Source organism: Pseudomonas sp. NPDC090208 (assembly GCF_044746785.1).
Taxonomy (GTDB): domain Bacteria; phylum Pseudomonadota; class Gammaproteobacteria; order Pseudomonadales; family Pseudomonadaceae; genus Aquipseudomonas.
The window spans coordinates 50,676-70,748 of the sequence record NZ_JBIVCU010000006.1 but is presented as its reverse complement, the minus strand read 5'-3'; the positions used below and the strand labels follow the sequence as shown (position 1 = coordinate 70,748).

The 20,073-nt window shown below is 60.4% G+C and carries 17 protein-coding genes and 1 pseudogene; 3 read left to right on the top strand and 15 right to left on the bottom strand.

All coding sequences use genetic code 11. From position 1 onward, the window contains the following. Positions 1-8: 8 nt before the first annotated feature. Together mutS and fdxA are read left to right on the top strand one after the other, a co-directional pair. On the top strand, positions 9-2,576 hold the full coding sequence (gene mutS / locus ACIPL0_RS12415; RefSeq protein WP_400597133.1) for a DNA mismatch repair protein MutS: 2,568 nt from the start codon (positions 9-11) through the stop codon (positions 2,574-2,576). A 232-nt stretch (positions 2,577-2,808) separates the two neighbouring features. Continuing rightward, entirely contained in the window at positions 2,809-3,132 is a 324-nt protein-coding gene (gene fdxA, locus ACIPL0_RS12410) for a ferredoxin FdxA (protein ID WP_122318745.1), read from the top strand. A gap of 685 nt (positions 3,133-3,817) precedes the next feature. Here the strand turns inward: fdxA and rpoS are convergent. The 8 genes from rpoS to ACIPL0_RS12370 all read right to left on the bottom strand — a co-directional run bounded on the left by rpoS (position 3,818) and on the right by ACIPL0_RS12370 (position 11,123). Further along, complete coding sequence (gene rpoS / locus ACIPL0_RS12405) at positions 3,818-4,822, bottom strand: RNA polymerase sigma factor RpoS (RefSeq protein WP_400596937.1); 1,005 nt, start codon at positions 4,820-4,822, stop codon at positions 3,818-3,820. Positions 4,823-4,925: 103 nt separating this feature from the next. Next, on the bottom strand, positions 4,926-5,822 hold the full coding sequence (locus ACIPL0_RS12400; RefSeq protein ID WP_400596936.1) for a peptidoglycan DD-metalloendopeptidase family protein: 897 nt from the start codon (positions 5,820-5,822) through the stop codon (positions 4,926-4,928). Positions 5,823-6,014: 192 nt separating this feature from the next. Beyond that, entirely contained in the window at positions 6,015-6,692 is a 678-nt protein-coding gene (locus ACIPL0_RS12395; RefSeq protein WP_400596935.1) for a protein-L-isoaspartate(D-aspartate) O-methyltransferase, read from the bottom strand. After that, on the bottom strand, positions 6,692-7,441 hold the full coding sequence (surE, locus tag ACIPL0_RS12390) for a 5'/3'-nucleotidase SurE (RefSeq protein WP_400596934.1): 750 nt from the start codon (positions 7,439-7,441) through the stop codon (positions 6,692-6,694). Before surE ends, ACIPL0_RS12395 begins: the two co-directional genes overlap by 1 nt. Then, on the bottom strand, positions 7,429-8,487 hold the full coding sequence (gene truD / locus ACIPL0_RS12385) for a tRNA pseudouridine(13) synthase TruD (protein ID WP_400596933.1): 1,059 nt from the start codon (positions 8,485-8,487) through the stop codon (positions 7,429-7,431). Before truD ends, surE begins: the two co-directional genes overlap by 13 nt. Beyond that, a complete protein-coding gene (ispF, locus tag ACIPL0_RS12380; protein ID WP_400596932.1) occupies positions 8,484-8,957 on the bottom strand; it encodes a 2-C-methyl-D-erythritol 2,4-cyclodiphosphate synthase in 474 nt (157 codons plus the stop codon). The genes truD and ispF overlap by 4 nt, the downstream gene beginning before the upstream one ends. A gap of 107 nt (positions 8,958-9,064) precedes the next feature. Beyond that, positions 9,065-9,916 carry an S-formylglutathione hydrolase gene (gene fghA, locus ACIPL0_RS12375; RefSeq protein WP_400596931.1) on the bottom strand — a complete coding sequence of 284 codons (852 nt, stop codon included), beginning with the start codon at positions 9,914-9,916 and terminating at the stop codon, positions 9,065-9,067. A gap of 94 nt (positions 9,917-10,010) precedes the next feature. Beyond that, positions 10,011-11,123, bottom strand: a complete 1,113-nt coding sequence (locus ACIPL0_RS12370) for an S-(hydroxymethyl)glutathione dehydrogenase/class III alcohol dehydrogenase (protein ID WP_400596930.1) — start codon at positions 11,121-11,123, stop codon at positions 10,011-10,013. A 113-nt stretch (positions 11,124-11,236) separates the two neighbouring features. Between ACIPL0_RS12370 and ACIPL0_RS12365 the strand changes: the two genes are divergently transcribed. Beyond that, on the top strand, positions 11,237-12,130 hold the full coding sequence (locus ACIPL0_RS12365) for a LysR substrate-binding domain-containing protein (protein ID WP_400596929.1): 894 nt from the start codon (positions 11,237-11,239) through the stop codon (positions 12,128-12,130). A gap of 159 nt (positions 12,131-12,289) precedes the next feature. Here the strand turns inward: ACIPL0_RS12365 and ispD are convergent, their stop codons facing one another. From ispD to ACIPL0_RS12330, 7 genes and pseudogenes are all read right to left on the bottom strand, one after another. Next, positions 12,290-13,000, bottom strand: coding sequence for a 2-C-methyl-D-erythritol 4-phosphate cytidylyltransferase (gene ispD / locus ACIPL0_RS12360; protein WP_400596928.1), 711 nt, complete (start codon positions 12,998-13,000; stop codon positions 12,290-12,292). Between the two features lie 10 nt (positions 13,001-13,010). Then, a complete protein-coding gene (ftsB, locus tag ACIPL0_RS12355) occupies positions 13,011-13,289 on the bottom strand; it encodes a cell division protein FtsB (RefSeq protein WP_400596927.1) in 279 nt (92 codons plus the stop codon). Between the two features lie 158 nt (positions 13,290-13,447). Continuing rightward, positions 13,448-14,737: a phosphopyruvate hydratase gene (eno, locus tag ACIPL0_RS12350; RefSeq protein ID WP_400596926.1), complete on the bottom strand. Its 1,290-nt coding sequence runs from the start codon at positions 14,735-14,737 to the stop codon at positions 13,448-13,450. A 149-nt stretch (positions 14,738-14,886) separates the two neighbouring features. Further along, complete coding sequence (gene kdsA, locus ACIPL0_RS12345) at positions 14,887-15,732, bottom strand: 3-deoxy-8-phosphooctulonate synthase (RefSeq protein WP_400596925.1); 846 nt, start codon at positions 15,730-15,732, stop codon at positions 14,887-14,889. 15 nt (positions 15,733-15,747) lie between these two features. Beyond that, positions 15,748-17,379: pseudogene (locus ACIPL0_RS12340) on the bottom strand (CTP synthase). A 268-nt stretch (positions 17,380-17,647) separates the two neighbouring features. After that, positions 17,648-18,985 (bottom strand): tRNA lysidine(34) synthetase TilS, encoded by a 1,338-nt coding sequence (gene tilS / locus ACIPL0_RS12335; RefSeq protein WP_400596923.1) that lies wholly within the window; start codon positions 18,983-18,985, stop codon positions 17,648-17,650. 51 nt (positions 18,986-19,036) lie between these two features. Then, on the bottom strand, positions 19,037-19,984 hold the full coding sequence (locus ACIPL0_RS12330) for an acetyl-CoA carboxylase carboxyltransferase subunit alpha (protein ID WP_400596921.1): 948 nt from the start codon (positions 19,982-19,984) through the stop codon (positions 19,037-19,039). Positions 19,985-20,073 lie beyond the last annotated feature (89 nt).

Sequence of the window (20,073 nt, the reverse complement as noted above, 5' to 3'; positions counted from 1 at the left end):
ATAAAGCCATTTCCGACCTTTCCGCTCATACCCCCATGATGCAGCAGTACTGGAAGCTGAAGAATCAGCACCTGGACCAGCTGATGTTCTATCGCATGGGCGACTTCTACGAGATTTTCTACGAGGACGCGAAAAAGGCCGCCAAGCTGCTGGACATCACCCTGACCGCCCGCGGCCAGTCTGCCGGTCAGAGCATTCCGATGTGCGGCATCCCGTACCACGCGGCCGAAGGCTACCTGGCCAAGCTGGTGAAGCTGGGCGAGTCGGTGGTGATCTGTGAGCAGATCGGCGACCCGGCTACCAGTAAGGGGCCGGTCGAGCGTCAGGTCGTGCGCATCATCACCCCGGGCACCGTCAGCGACGAAGCCTTGCTCGACGAACGCCGCGACAACCTGATCGCGGCCGTTCTGGGTGACGAGCGCCTGTTCGGCCTGGCCGTGCTGGACATCACCAGTGGCAATTTCACCGTGCAGGAAATCAAGGGCTGGGAAAACCTGCTGGCCGAACTGGATCGCCTCAACCCTGCCGAATTGCTGATTCCGGATGACTGGCCACAAGGCCTGCCAGCCGAGAAGCGTCGCGGCTCACGTCGCCGTGCGCCATGGGATTTCGAGCGGGACTCGGCGCACAAGAGCCTGTGCCAGCAGTTCTCGACCCAGGACCTCAAAGGTTTCGGCTGCGAAATGCTGACCCTGGCCATCGGCGCTGCCGGCTGCCTGCTGGGCTACGCCAAGGAAACCCAGCGCACCGCCCTGCCGCATCTGCGCAGCCTGCGTCATGAGCGCATGGACGACACCGTGATCCTCGACGGTGCAAGCCGGCGCAACCTGGAATTGGACACCAACCTGTCCGGCGGTCGCGACAACACCCTGCAGTCGGTCATGGACCGCTGCCAGACAGCCATGGCCACTCGCCTGCTGACCCGCTGGCTGAACCGCCCGCTGCGCGATCTGAAGGTACTGGAGGCACGGCAAGAGTCGATCAGTTGTTTCCTCGACCGTTACCGCTTCGAACAGCTGCAGCCACAGCTCAAAGAAATCGGCGACATCGAACGTATTCTCGCCCGTATCGGCCTGCGCAATGCGCGGCCACGGGATCTGGCCCGCCTGCGCGATGCGCTCGGCGCTCTCCCGGAACTGCAACGGGCCCTGGCCGAGCTGGAAGCTCCGCACATTCAGGCACTGGCCAAAACCACCAGCACCTACCCTGAACTGGCCGATCTGCTGCAACGCGCGATCATCGACAACCCGCCAGCGGTGATCCGTGACGGCGGCGTATTGAAAACCGGCTATGACGCCGAACTGGACGAGTTGCTGTCGCTGAGCGAAAACGCCGGCCAGTTCCTGATCGATCTCGAAGCCCGCGAGAAAGCCCGTACCGGCCTTGCCAACCTCAAGGTCGGCTACAACCGGGTCCACGGTTATTTCATCGAATTGCCGAGCAAGCAGGCTGAACAGGCTCCGGCTGACTACATCCGTCGACAGACGCTCAAGGGTGCGGAACGCTTCATCACCCCTGAACTGAAAGAGTTCGAAGACAAGGCACTGTCAGCCAAGAGCCGTGCCCTGGCCCGCGAAAAAATGCTCTACGAAGTGTTGCTGGAAGACCTGATCGGCCATCTGGCGCCACTGCAGGACACCGCCGCCGCACTGGCCGAGCTGGATGTGCTGAGCAACCTTGCCGAGCGTGCGCTGAACCTTGACCTGAGTCGTCCGCGCTTCACCAGCGAGCCGTGCATGCGTATCGAGCAAGGCCGCCATCCGGTGGTCGAGCAGGTGTTGTCCACGCCGTTCGTGGCCAACGATCTCGACCTCAACGACAACACGCGCATGCTGGTGATCACCGGTCCGAACATGGGCGGTAAATCCACTTACATGCGCCAGACCGCACTGATCGTGCTGCTGGCCCACATCGGCAGCTTCGTGCCGGCGGCCAGCTGTGAGCTGTCGCTGGTGGACCGTATCTTCACCCGGATCGGCTCCAGCGACGACCTGGCCGGTGGGCGTTCGACCTTCATGGTGGAAATGAGCGAAACCGCCAACATTCTGCACAACGCCACCGACAAGAGCCTGGTGCTGATGGACGAAGTCGGCCGCGGCACCAGTACTTTCGACGGTCTGTCCCTCGCCTGGGCTGCGGCAGAATGTCTCGCCCAGCTGCGCGCCTACACCCTGTTCGCCACGCACTACTTCGAACTGACGGTGCTGCCGGAAAGCGAGCCGCTGGTGGCTAACGTGCATCTGAACGCCACCGAACACAACGAACGAATCGTGTTCCTGCACCGAGTGCTGCCAGGCCCGGCCAGCCAGAGCTACGGTCTGGCCGTCGCCCAGCTGGCGGGGGTTCCAGGCAAGGTAATCAGCCGCGCCAAGGAACATCTGCAGCGTCTGGAAACCACCAGCCTGCCTCATGAGCAGCCGAAACCAAAACCAGGCAAGGCACCGGCGCCACAGCAAGCCGACATGTTTGCCTCGTTGCCGCACCCGGTCCTTGAAGAGCTGGCGAAGCTGAAAATCGATGACATGACGCCGCGCCAAGCTATCGAATGGTTATATGGACTGCAAAACCGGATCTAACGGTATTTGCAACAAGCTGTTAGAATCCCGCGCGGTTTGGGAACGGCAAGGCCTGGAGCCTGGCCGTAAGAGATCCGAGCCGCGTTCGGACACGGCGAACCAAAGCCTCGTTTTGCTACCCCGACTCGGGATGGGACGAGGCTGACCGTGTTCAGAATGCCCGGGAACGTTCCCAACCGAGCAACCCTGCCGTGAAGGGCTCTGCTGCCGCCGCCTGAGGAGAGAATTAGAAATGACCTTCGTCGTCACCGACAACTGCATCAAGTGCAAGTACACCGACTGCGTAGAAGTCTGTCCGGTGGACTGCTTTTACGAAGGCCCGAACTTCCTGGTGATTCACCCGGATGAGTGCATCGACTGTGCGCTGTGCGAGCCTGAATGCCCGGCCCAGGCAATTTTCTCGGAAGACGAGATCCCTGCCGGCATGGAAAACTTCATCGAGCTGAACGCCGAACTGGCAGACGTCTGGCCGAACATCACCGAGCGCAAAGACGCGCTGCCTGACGCTGAAGAGTGGGATGGCAAGACCGGCAAGATCGCCGACCTCGAGCGCTAAGCGTCAGTCGTTTCAAGCAAAGGCCCTGCGGGGCCTTTCGCGTTTCTGCACACCGCACTTTTCTGCGGGCAAAAAAAAGGGGCGGTTTGACCCGCCCACATTTTTTCCTTAATCCCTTTAATCCTTGTCATCATCCTGATGAATCACATCCTGTGATGTCCATGGGCGATCATCCTTGACTGCCTGTGCCAATCCGTCGGTACAGTTGAGATCTTAGTGATTTAACCGATCGGAACAAGCCCCATAGTCTTTGCAAAACATTGTTAGACGCGCAACTAATCATGAGAAAAAACCAGTAAATACAGGCACATAAGAAAAATCTTGTGCATCTGAAAGATCAATTCGCTGGCTAAATACGACGATAACTTACAGAGCTGGTAAGAAATCTCTTACAACTAAAGTTAGATTGACCGACGCAACAACTTATATCAGAGGCGTCATATCAACGCCGGTTTAACCGGAGATTCATGAGACGGACTTGGTATCGTAAAAACGGACACCGGGATCGGCTTCTGTAGGAGTGGGCTTGCCCGCGATTCGGCGTATCCGGAACAGCGAGTGCAACTGACATGACGTAATCGCGAGCAAGCTCACTCCTACAGTGATGAAGCGCATTCGGGAAATCATCCACAAAAAACCCCGCCGAAGCGGGGCTTTTCAATGGCGTCTCACGAAGCCGACTCTGTCACTGAAACAGTGACTCGCTGGACAGGCCATTCTTTTCGAGGATTTCCCGCAGCCGCTTGAGACCTTCCACCTGGATCTGGCGAACACGCTCACGGGTCAGGCCGATCTCCAGACCGACATCTTCCAGCGTACTGCTTTCGTGCCCACGCAGGCCGAAGCGGCGCACAACCACCTCACGCTGCTTGTCGGTCAGCTCCGACAGCCACTGGTCGATGCTCTGGGAAAGGTCATCGTCCTGCAGCAGCTCGCAGGGATCGGTCGGGCGATCATCAGTGAGGGTATCGAGCAGGGTCTTGTCCGAGTCTGGCCCGAGCGACACATCCACGGAGGATACGCGCTCATTCAGACCCAGCATGCGTTTGACTTCGCAGACCGGCTTTTCCAGCAGGTTGGCGATCTCTTCAGGGGAAGGTTCGTGGTCGAGCTTCTGCGTCAGTTCCCGCGCCGCACGCAGGTAGACGTTAAGCTCCTTGACCACATGAATCGGCAGCCGGATGGTCCGGGTCTGATTCATGATCGCGCGCTCGATGGTCTGACGGATCCACCAGGTCGCGTAAGTGGAGAACCGGAAACCGCGTTCCGGATCGAATTTTTCGACCGCGCGAATCAGGCCCAGGTTGCCCTCTTCGATCAGGTCCAGCAATGACAGGCCACGATTGACGTAACGTCTGGCGATTTTCACCACCAGGCGCAGATTGCTTTCAATCATGCGTTTGCGTCCGGCCGGATCGCCGCTCTGCGACAGACGCGCAAAGTGGACCTCTTCTTCCGGAGACAGCAAGGGAGAAAATCCGATTTCATTGAGATACAGCTGCGTGGCATCCAGTGCCCGCGTGTAGTCAATGTACTTGTGCTGCTTGAGTGCTGCGGAGTTTTTGGTCTTCGAACGAACAGAAGGTGTAGCTGGCTTCTCATCCGTTGCAGAATCCAGGACGATCCCGTGCTCCATGAGGAGAACTTCGTCGTCTATGTCAAACTCCGGCGCTTCTTTGTTGAGAGCCATTGTTATAGTCCTTTGGTGAGTTCGACCTCAAGCTCCAGTGGCGCCTTCATCCATGGCATCACTTGAGCCTGTCCCCTCTACGCAGGAACAGGCTGGCAACCGATCAACGACGTGGCAAGAATTCCAGCGGATCCACAGGCTTACCCTGACGGCGAATCTCGAAATGCAGTTTCACCCGATCAGTTCCCGTTGACCCCATCTCGGCAATTGTCTGCCCTGCCTTGACCTGTTGTCCCTCCCGAACCAACAGCCTACGGTTATGACCGTATGCACTGACGTAGGTATCGCTGTGTTTGATGATCACTAATTCGCCGTAGCCCCTTAATCCACTTCCGGCGTAGACAACCGATCCATCAGACGCGGCCAAAACAGGCTGTCCCAAATCACCAGCGATATCAATTCCTTTATTCAAACTACCGTTTGAAGAAAATTTGGCGATCAAAACGCCACTAGTTGGCCATGCCCAACCACTCGATGAACGGGCTCCAGCCACTACAGGTGTATTGACCGGTTCGGTGACCGGGGCCGTCGCAGGCGGTGGAACAACAACCGGTGTAACGCCTACAGGCCGCGTTATCACCGTGGTTTTCAAGGACCCGGAAGGCGAAGTCGAGCTGTTGGTCGTCGCTGGCGGGACTACAACCGGTGCCGCCGTTGCAACACTGGATGTTGAATTTGAACGGCCGTCGAAGCGAATCGCCTGTCCGACGTGAATGGTGTACGGCTCAGGAATATTGTTGCGGGCAGCCAGGGCTTTCCAGTCCCAGCCGTAACGAAAAGCAATGGAAAACAACGTGTCGCCGCGCTTCACGACGTACTGGCCGGTGGTCACTGGCTGGCGAACCGGCGCCGCCGGTTTGCCATTGTTGCGGTCGACGACGCGCACGCCGTTCGATGGCGCACTGGAACATCCGACCAGAAGGACACTCAAGGCGATGCCACTCAGCAGACGCTGAACACTTGTTGACGACGTAAGCTGCCGAATGACTGTGAGACTCACCCGCCACTCCCTTTACCGGTGACTGAATTAAAGCTGCCTGTGATGTCTGGATCATGACGGGCAGCCATGGAAAAACGGATTACAAAAAAAATCGCAGCGATTGCGCTGTTGGAGGGCCTGACGCCGTCCGCAAAATGCCGACCTGTAGACCGGCAGCGCTTCACGGAATTCATTGCTGATGCAAATTTGCCTCTATGCCAACGGGCCATTGAGCAGCGGCACGAAACGCACGGCACCCAAGACATGCCGAGAGAAGCCGTGCTCCTCACGGACAATCAACATCAGTTGTTGCACTTCACCCGAACCGACCGGAATCACCAGGCGCCCGCCGGGTGCCAGTTGATCCAGCAACGCCTGCGGTACATCTGTCGCCACCGCCGTGACAATGATGCCGTTGTAAGGCGCCAGTGCCGGCCAGCCTTCCCAGCCATCGCCCCAACGGAACACCATGTTGCGCAGATTGAGCTCGACCAGACGCTCTTTGGCGCGGTCCTGCAGGCTCTTGATGCGTTCCACGGAGAACACCCGCTCCACCAGTTGCGCCAGTACCGCTGTCTGATAGCCGGAGCCGGTGCCGATCTCCAGAACCTTGTCCAGCGGCCCCGCTGCCAGCAGCAGCTCGCTCATGCGCGCGACCATATAGGGCTGGGAAATGGTCTGGTTGTTGCCGATCGGCAGCGCAGTGTCTTCATAGGCGCGGTGGGCCAGCGCCTCGTCGACGAACAGGTGCCGCGGCGTCTTGCGAATGACCTCCAGCACCTGGTTGTTGGTGATGCCTTCTTCGTACAGACGCTGGATCAAGCGCTCGCGAGTACGCTGTGAGGTGAACCCCACGCCACGACGTAACAGATCATCTTGCTCACGCGACATCAGGCCATTCCCTCCAGCCATGCGTTCAGGCTGTTGAAACCATCCTGATAGGTTCGATCCAGCTGCAACGGAGTAATCGAGACGAAGCCTTGCATCACCGCGTGGAAATCGGTCCCCGGGCCGCCGTCTTCGGCGTCGCCGGCTGCCGCGATCCAGTAACCGGCCTTGCCACGCGGATCGACCACGCGCACCGGCGCGGCGGCACGGGTCCGATGGCCCAGACGGGTCAGCTGGATGCCACGCACATGAGCCAGCGGCAGGTTCGGAATATTCACGTTCAATACGGTACGTGGCGGCAGATCGAGTTGCTCATGGGCCTCGATCAGGAGCCGGGCGTAATGCGCGGCGGTCGCGAGGTTATCGACCTGACGTGACAAAAAGGAAAACGCGAACGATGGCCGTTGCAGAAAGCGCCCTTCCAGCGCCGCTGCCACCGTGCCGGAATACAGCACATCATCGCCCAGGTTGGCGCCCAGATTGATACCCGACACCACCATGTCCGGTTCAAACGGCAGCAAGCCATTGAGACCCAGGTGAACGCAATCGGTAGGCGTGCCATTCAGGCTGATGAAGCCGTTATCCAGCGTGTGCGGATACAAAGGCCGGTCGAGGGTCAGGGAACTGCTGGCACCGCTTTTGTCCTGGTCGGGCGCGATGACCGTGCATTCGGCATAGTCCGCCAGCGCGCCGTAAAGCGCGGCGATGCCGGGTGCCGTGACCCCATCGTCATTTGAAATCAGAATACGCATGAGCTGTCCGTCTGTCCTGTCGGCACCAGATCGACGAGTTCGCGCACCAAGGCAGTGGCGAAGCATCCGGCCGGCAGGACGAATTCCAGTTGCAGAATGTCAGGCTCGGGATAATGCCACGTCAACCGCCCGATGGGCAGTCGCAGGATGCGACGTTCGTGCGCCATTCCGGCTTTTATCAACCAGTTGCACAGCGCCGACTCACGCTGCGCGATGGCATTTTCCAGCGTAGCGGTCGCGCCGCCTGCTGGCGACTCGCCCTCGCCCCACTGCGGACCGGTCGGGTGCAGGTCGAGAATGGCCAGACGCGGGTCGCTGCATTCGGCCTCGCCGGCCGGGAAAAAGCTGCGGCTGTCAGTGAACGCCAACAGATCGCCCACTTGCGCCCGTTGCCAACTGCCGTCGGCCACCCGCGCTGCCAGCACCTGATTGAACAGGTAACTGCGGGCAGTGGAGAGCAGGCGCGAACGCACATTGCGCTGCTCGGGCAGGGCCTGACGCTCGGCATACTGCCGCGCTTCGCCGACGTTGCCGCCGTCATGGCCAAAACGCTGCGCGCCGAAATAGTTGGGAATGCCTTGCTGGCGGATGTTCTCCAGGCGCTGATCGAGAGCGGCCTTGTCGGCCTGCAGTTGGGTCAGGCGCAAGGTGAAACCGTTGGCGGCGTGGGCGCCGCGCTGCAACTTGCGCTTGTGGCGCTTGCTGTCGAGGATCTTCAGTGTCTCGTTTTCCGCCGCCGATATGTCCGGATCGGCCTTGCCCGGCAACTGAATGCTGAACCACTGACGGGTCAGGGCCTGGCGGTCTTTCAGCCCGGCGTAGCTGACCGTACGCAACGGCACGCCTGCTGCGCGGGCCAGCCGCCGTGCGGCTTCTTCGGTATTCAGACCGCGTTTTTCCACCCACAGCCACAGGTGCTCGCCGTCACCGGACAATGGAATGTCCAGCACTTCGTCGACTTGAAAGTCTTCAGCAGTGGCTTTGAGTACGGCACGCCCAAGGGCATCGCCATGAGCCCGCGGGCCCAGCAGTTCGAATTCGGTCATGCGGCGATCAACAACGCGACCGCGTGAACGGCGATGCCTTCTTCACGGCCGGTAAAGCCCAGCTTTTCAGTGGTGGTGGCCTTGACGTTGACCTGGTCGAGTTCGACTTGCAGGTCTTCGGCGATCAATGCGCGCATGGTGTCGATGTGCGGCGCCATTTTCGGCGCCTGGGCGACGATGGTGGCGTCGACGTTACCGACTTTCCAGCCTTTGGCTTGTACCTGCTTGAGCACATGACGCAGCAGCACGCGGCTGTCGGCTCCCTTGAATTGCGGGTCGGTATCAGGGAAATGCTTGCCGATGTCGCCGAGCGCGGCAGCACCCAGCAAGGCATCGCTCAACGCGTGCAGCAGCACGTCGCCATCGGAGTGCGCGAGCAAGCCGAATTTGTGTGCGATCCGCACCCCACCCAGGGTAATGAAGTCACCGTCGGTAAACCGGTGCACATCGTAGCCGTGGCCAATACGCATAGAAAAACGCCCTGAAAAAGTCAGGGCGTGATTCTACCTGCTTTGTCTGACATTAGGAGCAATTGTCATTCATCTGCAGCCCGCGTCGGCTGCGGTGATAATGGCAATCAGCCTTGCCCGTTCAGGGCGCGGGCATGGTGACGCAGGTGGTCTTCGATGAAGCTGGCGATGAAGTAATAGCTGTGGTCGTACCCCGGCTGCATGCGCAACTCCAACGGATGCCCCACCGCCTTCGTCGCCTGCACCAATGCTTCGGGCTTGAGCTGGTTGGCGAGGAAGTCATCACGGTCGCCCTGATCGACCAACAACGGCAGACGCTCGCTGGCCTCGGCGATCAGCACGCTGGCATCCCACTCGCGCCAGCGCGAACGGTCTTCACCCAGATAACGGGAAAAGGCCTTCTGCCCCCACGGACAATCCATCGGGTTGCTGATCGGCGAGAACGCCGACAACGACTGATAACGACCGGGATTGCGCAAGGCACACACCAGCGCGCCATGGCCGCCCATCGAATGGCCGCTGATGCTGCGCTTGTCCGAAGCCGGGAAGTGCGCTTCGATCAGCGCCGGCAGCTCGCTGACCACGTAGTCGTACATGCGGTAGTGGCGCGCCCACGGCTGCTGGGTGGCATTGAGGTAAAAACCGGCGCCCAGACCGAAGTCGTAGGCGTTGTCCGGGTCATCCGGCACATCGGCGCCACGAGGGCTGGTGTCCGGCGCGACGATGATCAGACCCAGTTCGGCTGCGATGCGCTGGGCACCGGCTTTCTGCATGAAGTTTTCATCGGTACAGGTCAGCCCCGACAACCAGTAAACCACCGGCAGCTTGCCGCCCTGCTCGGCCTGAGGCGGCAGATACACGGCAAACACCATGTCGCAACCCAGCACATCGGAGTGATGTTTATAGCGTTTATGCCAGCCGCCGAAGCTCTTCTGGCACGACAGATTCTCAAGACTCACGGGTCGTTCCTCCCGGCTTCAAGCGGCAGCCTCCAGCTGCGAGACGAGGAGTTGCGCTCGCTTGCCGCTCATGGCTTGCCGCTTGTGGCTGCTGTTAGAAGTGGATGACGGAGCGGATGCTCTTGCCTTCATGCATCAGGTCGAACGCTTCGTTGATCTTGTCCAGGCCCATGGTGTGGGTGATGAAGGTGTCCAGCGGGATTTCGCCCTTCTGCGACTTCTCGACGTAGCTTGGCAGCTCGGTACGGCCCTTGACGCCGCCGAATGCCGAACCGCGCCAGACACGACCGGTCACCAGCTGGAACGGACGGGTGGCGATTTCCTGACCGGCAGGCGCCACACCGATGATGATCGACTCGCCCCAACCCTTGTGGCAGCACTCCAGGGCAGCACGCATCAGTTGCACGTTACCGATGCACTCGAAGCTGTAATCCACGCCGCCGTCGGTGAGTTCGACGATCACTTCCTGAATCGGTTTGCTGTGCTCTTTCGGGTTGATGAAATCAGTTGCGCCCAGCTCACGGGCCACGTCGAACTTGGTCGGGTTGATATCGATGGCGATGATCCGCGAAGCCTTGGCCATTTTCGCGCCGATGATTGCCGCCAGACCGATGCCGCCCAGACCGAAGATGGCAACGGTGGCGCCCTCTTCTACTTTGGCGGTGTTGAGCACGGCGCCGATACCGGTGGTCACACCGCAACCGAGCAGGCAGACCTTTTCCAGCGGCGCGTCTTTAGGGATTTTTGCCAGGGAGATTTCCGGCACCACGGTGTACTCGGAGAACGTCGAGCAACCCATGTAGTGATAGATCGGTTGGCCGTTGTAGCTGAAACGGGTGGTGCCATCCGGCATCAGGCCCTTGCCTTGGGTGGCGCGGACTTTCTGGCAGAGGTTGGTCTTGCCGGATTTGCAGAATTTGCACTCGCGGCATTCGGCGGTGTACAGCGGGATCACATGGTCGCCCACTGCCAGCGAGGTAACGCCTTCACCGACCGCTTCGACAATACCGCCACCTTCGTGACCGAGGATGCACGGGAACACGCCTTCGGAGTCGGCGCCGGACAGGGTGTAGGCGTCGGTATGGCACACGCCGGAAGCCACGGTGCGGATCAGGACCTCACCGGCCTTCGGCGCCTCGACGTCCACTTCGACAATTTGCAGAGGCTCGTTGGGAGCGAAGGCAACGGCTGCACGTGACTTGATCATCAATCTTCTCCAGCGGGTGGGATAACGTTAAACAGAGCAGCGAGTGTAAAGCAGTGCCGTTTGATGAATAATCCAGGCAAAAGCAAAACATTAATGCTGTACAGGGATAATCAATGTACGCCAATCGCTGGGAAGGTCTGGACGAGTTCGTCGCCGTGGCCGAGTGTGGCCAGTTCACCGCCGCTGCAGAACGCATGGGCGTGTCGTCGTCGCACATCAGCCGGCAGATCGCCCGTCTGGAAGAACGCTTGCAGACCCGCCTGCTCTATCGCAGTACGCGCAAGGTGGCCTTGACCGAGGCCGGCCAGACGTTTCTGCATCACTGTCAGCGCCTGCAGGATGGTCGCGAAGAAGCGTTGCGCGCCGTGACCGATCTCACCAGCGAGCCCAAGGGCCTGCTGCGCATGACTTGCGCAGTGGCGTATGGCGAGCGCTTCATCGCACCCTTGGTGACACGCTTCATGGATGAGTACCCGCAATTGCGGGTCGATATCGAACTGACCAACAACACGCTGGATCTGGTACATGAAGGCATGGACCTGGCGATCCGCCTCGGGCGTCTGCAGGAATCACGGCTGGTCGCGACACGCCTGGCACCACGGCGGATGTACCTGTGCGCGTCACCGTCTTATCTGGAACGCTATGGCCGTCCGCACAGCCTGTCAGAGTTGAGTCGGCATAACTGCCTGATCGGCAGTTCAGACAGCTGGCTGCTGCAGCAGAACGGTCGCGAGTTCTCTCAACGGGTACACGGCAACTGGCGCTGCAACAGCGGTCAGGCGGTGCTGGATGCGGCGCTGCTGGGTGTGGGACTGTGTCAGTTGCCGGATTATTACGTGCTCGAACACCTGAAAAGCGGCGCGCTGATTTCGCTGCTCGACGCCCATCAGCCGCCTAATACAGCGGTGTGGGCGCTGTATCCGCAGCAACGGCATTTATCGCCGAAGGTGCGCAAGCTGGTGGATTATTTGAAGACAGGGTTGGCGTTGCGGCCGGAATATCGCTAGTCGCCCTGCACATCCCTGTAGGAGCGCGGCTTGTCCCGCGACCTGCCGGGAACCGGCAGTCAATCCGGCAAACGCGGTGTGCCAGGACTGCACAGTTGTCAGTGCTGCGCAGCCGCTCGCAGGACAAGCCAGCTCCTACAGGGGCGGCGTTGTTCTCAGTCAGCGGTTGAACTCGCCACGGCGCTGACGCAGCCACTCCAGGTCTTCCGGGCGGGTGACCTTGATGTTGTCGGCGCGGCCTTCGATCAGCCGGGGCGACTGACCGGCCCATTCGATGGCCGAGGCTTCGTCGGTGATCGCAACGTTCGACACCAGGCTGTCCGCCAGAGCGCGATGCAACGGGCCGAGGCGGAACATCTGTGGCGTGTATGCCTGCCAGATCAGGCTGCGGTCGACGGTTTCCGTCACCCGGCCGTTGGCGTCGGCCCGTTTCAGGGTGTCTTTGGCCGGCACCGCGAGCAGGCCGCCAACCGGATCGGTCGCCAGTTCGGCCAGCAGGTTGTCCAGATCCGAGCGTGTCAGATTCGGCCGCGCCGCATCGTGGACCAGCACCCAATCATTGTCGTCGGCGCCGTTGGCGTGCAGATGCAGCAATGCGTTGAGCACCGAGTCTGCACGCTCCTTGCCGCCATTGACGCGCTGAATCCGCGAATCCAGCGCGCAGGGCAAGGTGGGCCAGTAAGGGTCATCCACAGCCAGACTGATCACCAGGCCCTTGAGCCGGGGATGATCGAGAAAGCAGAGCAGGCTGTGTTCAAGAATCGTGAGGCCGCCCAGTTGCAGATATTGCTTGGGACGGTCTGCCGCCATGCGTGCGCCAACGCCCGCCGCGGGAATCACTGCCCAGAAGGCAGGAAGGGAATGTGCCATTACGCCGGTGTCACTGTGCCAACTGATAAAGGGTTTCGCCGTCCTTGACCATGCCCAGTTCGTGGCGGGCACGTTCTTCAACGGTTTCCAGGCCTTTCTTCAGCTCCAGCACTTCCGCGTCCAGGACCCGGTTGCGCTCCAGCAAGACCTCGTTTTCGGCATGTTGATCGGCGATCTGCTGGGTCAGACTGGCCACCTGCGCAAGACTGCCGTTACCCACCCACAAGCGGTACTGCAAACCCGCAAGCAGCAAAAGCAGAATGAGGAACAACCAGTTAGGACTGCGCATGACGAATATCTGTTACCCGGTAAAGAAAGACAGCAAAACCGACCATTTCAAATGACCAAGAGCCCGGCGATGACCGGGCTCATGGATCAGAACGCCAGGGGGAATCACCTTTCGGCGATTCCTCCTACGACGCGTGCTGCCTTTTTACCATCTTGCAATCAGCCGCGAAACTCGGCGCGACCATTGTATTTGGCCTTGCCAGCCAATTGCTCTTCGATACGCAGCAGTTGGTTGTACTTGGAAACGCGGTCGGAACGGCACAGCGAACCGGTTTTGATCTGGCCGGCAGCGGTACCGACTGCCAGGTCGGCGATGGTGGAGTCTTCGGTTTCACCGGAACGGTGCGAGATCACCGCGGTGTAACCGGCCGCCTTGGCCATCTGGATGGCTTCCAGGGTTTCGGTCAGCGAGCCGATCTGGTTGAACTTGATCAGGATCGAGTTGGCGATCTTCTTGTCGATGCCTTCTTTCAGGATCTTGGTGTTGGTCACGAACAGGTCGTCACCCACCAGTTGCACCTTGTCGCCGATCTTGTCGGTGAGGATTTTCCAGCCAGCCCAGTCAGACTCGTCCAGACCGTCTTCGATGGAGATGATCGGGTACTGCTTGGTCAGGTCGGCCAGGTAGTCGGCGAAACCGGCGGCGTCGAAGACTTTGCCTTCGCCGGACAGGTCGTATTTGCCGTCTTTGTAGAACTCGCTGGCGGCGCAGTCCAGGGCCAGGGTCACGTCGGTGCCCAGCTTGTAGCCGGCCTTCTCGACCGCTTCGGCGATGGCGGCCAGTGCGTCGGCGTTGGACGCCAGGTTCGGCGCGAAACCACCTTCGTCACCCACTGCGGTGCTCAGACCCTTGGCCTTCAGCACGGCTTTGAGATGGTGGAAAATCTCGGTGCCCATGCGCAGACCTTCGGAGAAGGACTTGGCGCCAACCGGCTGCACCATGAATTCCTGGATGTCGACGTTGTTATCGGCGTGCTCGCCACCGTTGATGATGTTCATCATCGGAACCGGCATCGAGTAGACGCACGGGGTGCCGTTGAGGTTGGCGATGTGCGCGTACAGCGGCAGGTCCTGATCCTGCGCGGCAGCCTTGGCCGCAGCCAGGGAGACGGCGAGGATGGCGTTGGCGCCCAGCTTGGCCTTGTTCTCGGTACCGTCCAGCTCGATCATCGCGCGGTCCAGCGCTTTCTGATCGGCCGGGTCCTTGCCCAGCAGCAGGTCACGGATCGGGCCGTTGATGTTGGAAACAGCCTTCAGAACGCCCTTGCCCATGTAACGGCTCTTGTCGCCATCACGCAGCTCCAGTGCTTCACGCGAGCCGGTGGATGCACCGGACGGCGCGCAGGCACTGCCGATGATGCCGTTGTCGAGGAGCACATCTGCTTCCACGGTGGGGTTGCCACGGGAGTCGAGAACTTCACGACCTTTGATGTCGACGATTTTTGCCATTGTTGTTAACACTCCAAGATTGACGAAAACGACGCAGCGGGAAAAACGGCTGACGTTCCGGGCGCAAGAAGGGCAGGCCCGACACGACAGGAGCTCCCGACCTTGCGGCCGGGAAGGAAACGAGCGGCACTTTACCGTAGAAGCAGCCGTCAGGCGGTTTCTATCGTCGGAAAGCCTTTGACCAGCTCGTCGAGAGCTTTCAGCTGGGTCAGGAACGGTTCCAGCTTGTTCAGGCGCAGCGCGCACGGACCGTCGCATTTGGCGTTGTCCGGGTCCGGATGCGCCTCCAGGAACAGACCGGCCAGGCCCTGACTGATGCCGGCCTTGGCCAGGTCGGTGACCTGGGCACGACGACCACCAGCGGAATCGGAGCGACCACCCGGCATCTGCAGGGCGTGAGTCACGTCGAAGAACACCGGGTATTCGAAGGCTTTCATGATGCCGAAGCCGAGCATGTCCACAACCAGGTTGTTGTAACCGAAGCTGGAACCGCGCTCGCAGAGGATCAACTGATCGTTACCTGCTTCTTCGCACTTGGTCAGGATGTGTTTCATTTCCTGAGGCGCGAGGAACTGGGCTTTCTTGATGTTGATCACTGCACCGGTCTTGGCCATCGCGACGACCAGATCGGTCTGGCGCGACAGGAAAGCCGGCAGCTGGATGATGTCGCAGACTTCGGCAACCGGCGCTGCCTGGAAAGGCTCGTGCACGTCGGTGATCACCGGCACACCGAAGGTGCTCTTGATCTCTTCGAAGATGCGCAGGCCGGCTTCCATACCCGGACCACGGTACGAGGTCACCGACGAGCGGTTGGCCTTGTCGAAGCTGGCCTTGAACACGTAAGGGATACCGAGCTTCTCGGTGACCCGTACGTATTCTTCACAGACCTGCATCGCCATGTCGCGCGATTCCAGGACGTTCATGCCGCCGAACAGCACCATTGGCTTGTCGTTGGCTATGTCGATGGAACCGACGCGGATGGTTTTCTGTGCCATGTAATGAATTCCCTATCAGGCGTTCTTCTGACGCTGAGCAAGTGCTGCCTTGACGAAACCGCTGAACAGCGGATGGCCGTCACGCGGCGTGGAAGTGAACTCAGGGTGGAACTGGCAAGCCACGAACCATGGATGGTCCTTGGACTCGACCACTTCGACCAGCGCGCCATCGCCGGAACGACCGGAGATTTTCAGGCCGGCGTCGACCAGCTGTGGCAGCAGGTTGTTGTTCACTTCGTAGCGGTGACGGTGACGCTCGACGATGGTGTCGCTGCCGTAGCAGTCGTGCACCAGAGAGCCCGGCTCCAGTTGGCATTCCTGCGCGCCCAGGCGCATGGTGCCGCCCAGATCGGAGGTTTCGGTACGGGTTTCGACGGCGCCGGTGGAATCGGCCCATTCAGTGATCAGGCCAACGACCGGGTGCGCGCTGTTGCGCTCGAACTCGGTGGAGTTGGCGTCTTTCCAGCCCACCACGTTACGGGCGAACTCGATGACCGCCACTTGCATGCCCAGGCAGATACCCAGGTATGGCACCTTGTTTTCGCGAGCGAACTGCACGGCAGTGATCTTGCCTTCCACGCCACGCAGACCGAAGCCGCCTGGAACCAGGATCGCGTCCACGCCTTCCAGCAGGCCGGTGCCCTGATTCTCGATGTCTTCGGAATCGATGTAGCGCAGGTTGACCTTGGTGCGGTTGGTGATGCCGGCGTGGCTCATCGCTTCGATCAGCGACTTGTACGCATCCAGCAGCTCCATGTACTTGCCGACCATGGCGATGGTGACTTCGTGCTCAGGATTGAGCTTGGCATCGACGACCTTTTCCCACTCGGACAGGTCGGCGCCGCCGCATTGCAGGCCGAAACGCTCGACGACGAAGTCATCCAGACCCTGGGCGTGCAGCACGGCCGGGATCTTGTAGATGGTGTCGACGTCTTCCAGCGAGATCACCGCACGCTCTTCAACGTTGGTGAACAGCGCGATCTTGCGACGCGAGGACACATCCACCGGATGGTCCGAGCGGCAGATCAGCACGTCAGGTTGCAGGCCGATGGAGCGCAGTTCCTTGACCGAGTGCTGGGTCGGCTTGGTCTTGGTTTCGCCCGCGGTGGCGATGTACGGAACCAGGGTCAGGTGCATCAGCATCGCGCGCTTGGAGCCGACTTCGACGCGCAACTGGCGGATGGCTTCCAGGAACGGTTGCGACTCGATGTCACCCACGGTGCCGCCGATCTCGACCAGTGCGACGTCGGCATCGCCGGCGCCCTTGATGATGCGGCGCTTGATTTCGTCGGTGATGTGCGGAATGACCTGGATGGTCGCGCCCAGATAATCACCACGGCGCTCTTTGCGCAGGACGTGTTCGTACACACGGCCGGTGGTGAAGTTGTTGTTCTGGGTCATGGTCGTACGAATGAAACGTTCGTAGTGGCCCAGGTCCAGGTCGGTTTCGGCGCCGTCGTGGGTGACGAACACTTCACCGTGCTGGAACGGGCTCATGGTGCCCGGGTCGACGTTGATGTACGGATCCAGCTTGAGCATGGTGACCTTAAGTCGTCTCTACTCCAGTATGTAGGCTTATTATGGTTTGGCTTTTCCTTTCCCCAATGAAGAAACAACACCGCCCGTGACGAAGATGTAGCGCGTCATGAAAAACCCTAGAAGTCTGCGTTAAAGCGGTCATAGCCGCCTGGGAAAGCGAAGGAAGGCCGAAGCCCCCGATGACCTGCGTGTCTCACCGTGCATTCCTGAAACTGCTGCGTTGAAAGCGACTGGCCACATCCGCACCTGTCCATTGCTCGCCACATTTTGAGAATCGCCCAGTAAAGACTGGCTGGAAATCGGCAACTCACGTCGTTCCGGAAGGATCGACATAAGCTGTATCAAGAAGGGAGCGTAGTCTACCGGAAACGGGCTCTCATCTCAAACCGTGGTCATTCGTCGGTGGCTGCCAGTGCAATCGCCAGTCGCCACGGGGGTCTGCGTCCAGTCCGGGCAGGTTCGCCACCGCCAATAACTGCTCGCCGCGATACAACAGCGGCAACCTGCCGCGCAAAAAAACCGGCACGCCTTTTTCGTTGAGCAGGCGTTTGAGATCGCGCCGTCCGCGATCCGGCACGTCGAGGGTTTCGCCACCCTTGCGGTAATGCACATGCAGGCCGCCATGGGGCACTTCGCCAACAATCTGCAGCATGCCGTTGCCCGGCAGTTGCAGCGGTTGTGATGCACTCGACCAGTGCTGCGAGATAGCGACGTCCTTGAGCCAGACACCGGACAGCCACCAGATGCGCCCCTCGGCGCGGTGCAACTGACCGTCGGCCAGACGCCAGATCGGTCGCCCGTCGGGACCGGCATCACGCAACGAATCCCAGCCGGCCCAATGGTCGCTGTCAGGTAGCCGCGTCAATGGCGCCAGCCAGTGCCGCAAGGCGTTGCGCTGGCGCGCCACGGACAAGGTCTGCAACGGTGCCAGCGCCAGGGACGGCAATTCCAGCCACGGCCATGGCGCCGGTACATCGGCCAGCGCCAGGTCCTGGATTGCCAGTTCGTCCAGCAGGCCCTGCGCCTCTGCCAGATGCGCCGCGCTGCGCGACAGACTGGCGAGCGCCTGCGGCCAGCGCGAAGTAAGCATCGGCATGACGTGCTGACGCAGAAAATTGCGCGAAAAACGGCTGTCCCGATTGCTCGGGTCTTCAACCCAACTCAGGCGCTGCTCTGCCGCATAGGCCTCCAGCGTCGCCCGCGACTCGTCCAGCAGCGGGCGCAGCAACCTCCCCTCTCCCAACGCGCGCTGCACCGGCATCGCCGCCAGACCACGCACGCCAGCACCACGCAACAGACGGAACATCAGGGTTTCGGCCTGATCGTCACGATGCTGCGCTGTCAGCAAGAGTTCACCGGGCTGCAACAGTTCGTCGAAGGCGGCATAGCGCGCATCCCGCGCCGCCTGCTCCAGGCTTGCGCCCGAGCGCACCTGCACGTCGATGACCTGCAACGGCACGCCGAGAATCTGGCAGACCTGACGACAATGCCCCGGCCACGACGCGGCAACGGCCTGCAAACCGTGATGGACATGAACGGCATTCAAGGGGGGAATGTGCTGGTGCCGAGAGAGATCGGCCAGAAGATGCAGCAAGACAGTGGAGTCGAGCCCACCGGAAAACGCGACATGCCAGACAGCTGCGTCGCGCCAGAGATCAAGGCGCGACAACAGCCGTGTGGTTAACGCTTGGGTGACACTGTCCGGTTTGCTCATGCAAGGTGACCTTGGATTGCGCCGACCGGACCGAGAACAGCAGCGTCTTGATTAAACGCCGTAGCTCATCAGACGCTCGTAACGACGGGCCAGCAGTTCATCGCTGTTGAACTTCTTGAGCATGGCCAGCTGGCTGCTCAGGGCTTCGCGAATCGAGGCGGAAGCCGCAGCCGGATCACGGTGCGCGCCACCCAGTGGCTCGCTGATGACCTTGTCGACGATACCCAGGCCTTTCAGGCGCTCGGCCGTAATACCCATGGCTTCAGCGGCATCCGGCGCCTTCTCGGCGGTCTTCCACAGAATGGAAGCGCAGCCTTCCGGCGAAATCACCGCATACGTGGAGTATTGCAGCATGTTCAACTGATCGCAGACACCGATGGCCAGCGCACCACCGGAACCACCTTCACCGATCACGGTGGCGATGATCGGCGTCTTCAGACGCGCCATCACGCGCAGGTTCCAGGCGATGGCCTCGCTCTGGTTGCGCTCTTCGGCGTCGATACCCGGGTAAGCACCCGGCGTGTCGATGAAGGTCAGGATCGGCATCTTGAAGCGCTCGGCCATCTCCATCAGACGGCAGGCCTTGCGGTAGCCTTCAGGACGCGGCATGCCGAAGTTGCGGCGCACTTTCTCGCGCACTTCGCGGCCTTTCTGATGACCGATCACCATCACTGGCTGGTCATCCAGACGCGCGATACCGCCCACAATGGCAGCGTCGTCGGAGAAATGACGGTCGCCGTGCAGCTCGTCGAACTCGGTGAAGATGTGTTCGATGTAGTCCAGGGTGTACGGACGACGCGGATGACGCGCCATGCGCGCGATCTGCCAACTGGTCAGGTTGCCGAAAATGCTTTCGGTGAGCGTTTTGCTCTTCTCTTGCAGTCGAGAGATTTCGTCGCTGATGTTCAGCGAGTTGTCATTGCCTACCAGACGCAGCTCTTCAATCTTGGCTTGCAGGTCAGCGATCGGCTGTTCGAAATCCAGAAAATTCGGGTTCATAGGCATCCGTCTTGGGTCGACGGCCAAGAGGCCGGCCGGTTGATCCGTAAGCGCCATACCTTAATGGAATTGGCGCTCGCGGGTCGAGT

What these genes read in the sequence shown, in the direction of transcription:
- fdxA (WP_122318745.1), top strand. Translation starts at nt 2,809, where the DNA reads ATGACCTTCGTCGTCACCGACAACTGCATCAAGTGCAAGTACACCGAC.
- rpoS (WP_400596937.1), bottom strand. Translation starts at nt 4,822, where the DNA reads ATGGCTCTCAACAAAGAAGCGCCGGAGTTTGACATAGACGACGAAGTT.
- ACIPL0_RS12395 (WP_400596935.1), bottom strand. Translation starts at nt 6,692, where the DNA reads ATGTCGCGTGAGCAAGATGATCTGTTACGTCGTGGCGTGGGGTTCACC.
- surE (WP_400596934.1), bottom strand. Translation starts at nt 7,441, where the DNA reads ATGCGTATTCTGATTTCAAATGACGATGGGGTCACGGCACCCGGCATC.
- truD (WP_400596933.1), bottom strand. Translation starts at nt 8,487, where the DNA reads ATGACCGAATTCGAACTGCTGGGCCCGCGGGCTCATGGCGATGCCCTT.
- ispF (WP_400596932.1), bottom strand. Translation starts at nt 8,957, where the DNA reads ATGCGTATTGGCCACGGCTACGATGTGCACCGGTTTACCGACGGTGAC.
- ACIPL0_RS12370 (WP_400596930.1), bottom strand. Translation starts at nt 11,123, where the DNA reads ATGATCAAGTCACGTGCAGCCGTTGCCTTCGCTCCCAACGAGCCTCTG.
- ACIPL0_RS12365 (WP_400596929.1), top strand. Translation starts at nt 11,237, where the DNA reads ATGTACGCCAATCGCTGGGAAGGTCTGGACGAGTTCGTCGCCGTGGCC.
- ispD (WP_400596928.1), bottom strand. Translation starts at nt 13,000, where the DNA reads ATGGCACATTCCCTTCCTGCCTTCTGGGCAGTGATTCCCGCGGCGGGC.
- ftsB (WP_400596927.1), bottom strand. Translation starts at nt 13,289, where the DNA reads ATGCGCAGTCCTAACTGGTTGTTCCTCATTCTGCTTTTGCTGCTTGCG.
- eno (WP_400596926.1), bottom strand. Translation starts at nt 14,737, where the DNA reads ATGGCAAAAATCGTCGACATCAAAGGTCGTGAAGTTCTCGACTCCCGT.
- kdsA (WP_400596925.1), bottom strand. Translation starts at nt 15,732, where the DNA reads ATGGCACAGAAAACCATCCGCGTCGGTTCCATCGACATAGCCAACGAC.
- tilS (WP_400596923.1), bottom strand. Translation starts at nt 18,985, where the DNA reads ATGAGCAAACCGGACAGTGTCACCCAAGCGTTAACCACACGGCTGTTG.
- ACIPL0_RS12330 (WP_400596921.1), bottom strand. Translation starts at nt 19,984, where the DNA reads ATGAACCCGAATTTTCTGGATTTCGAACAGCCGATCGCTGACCTGCAA.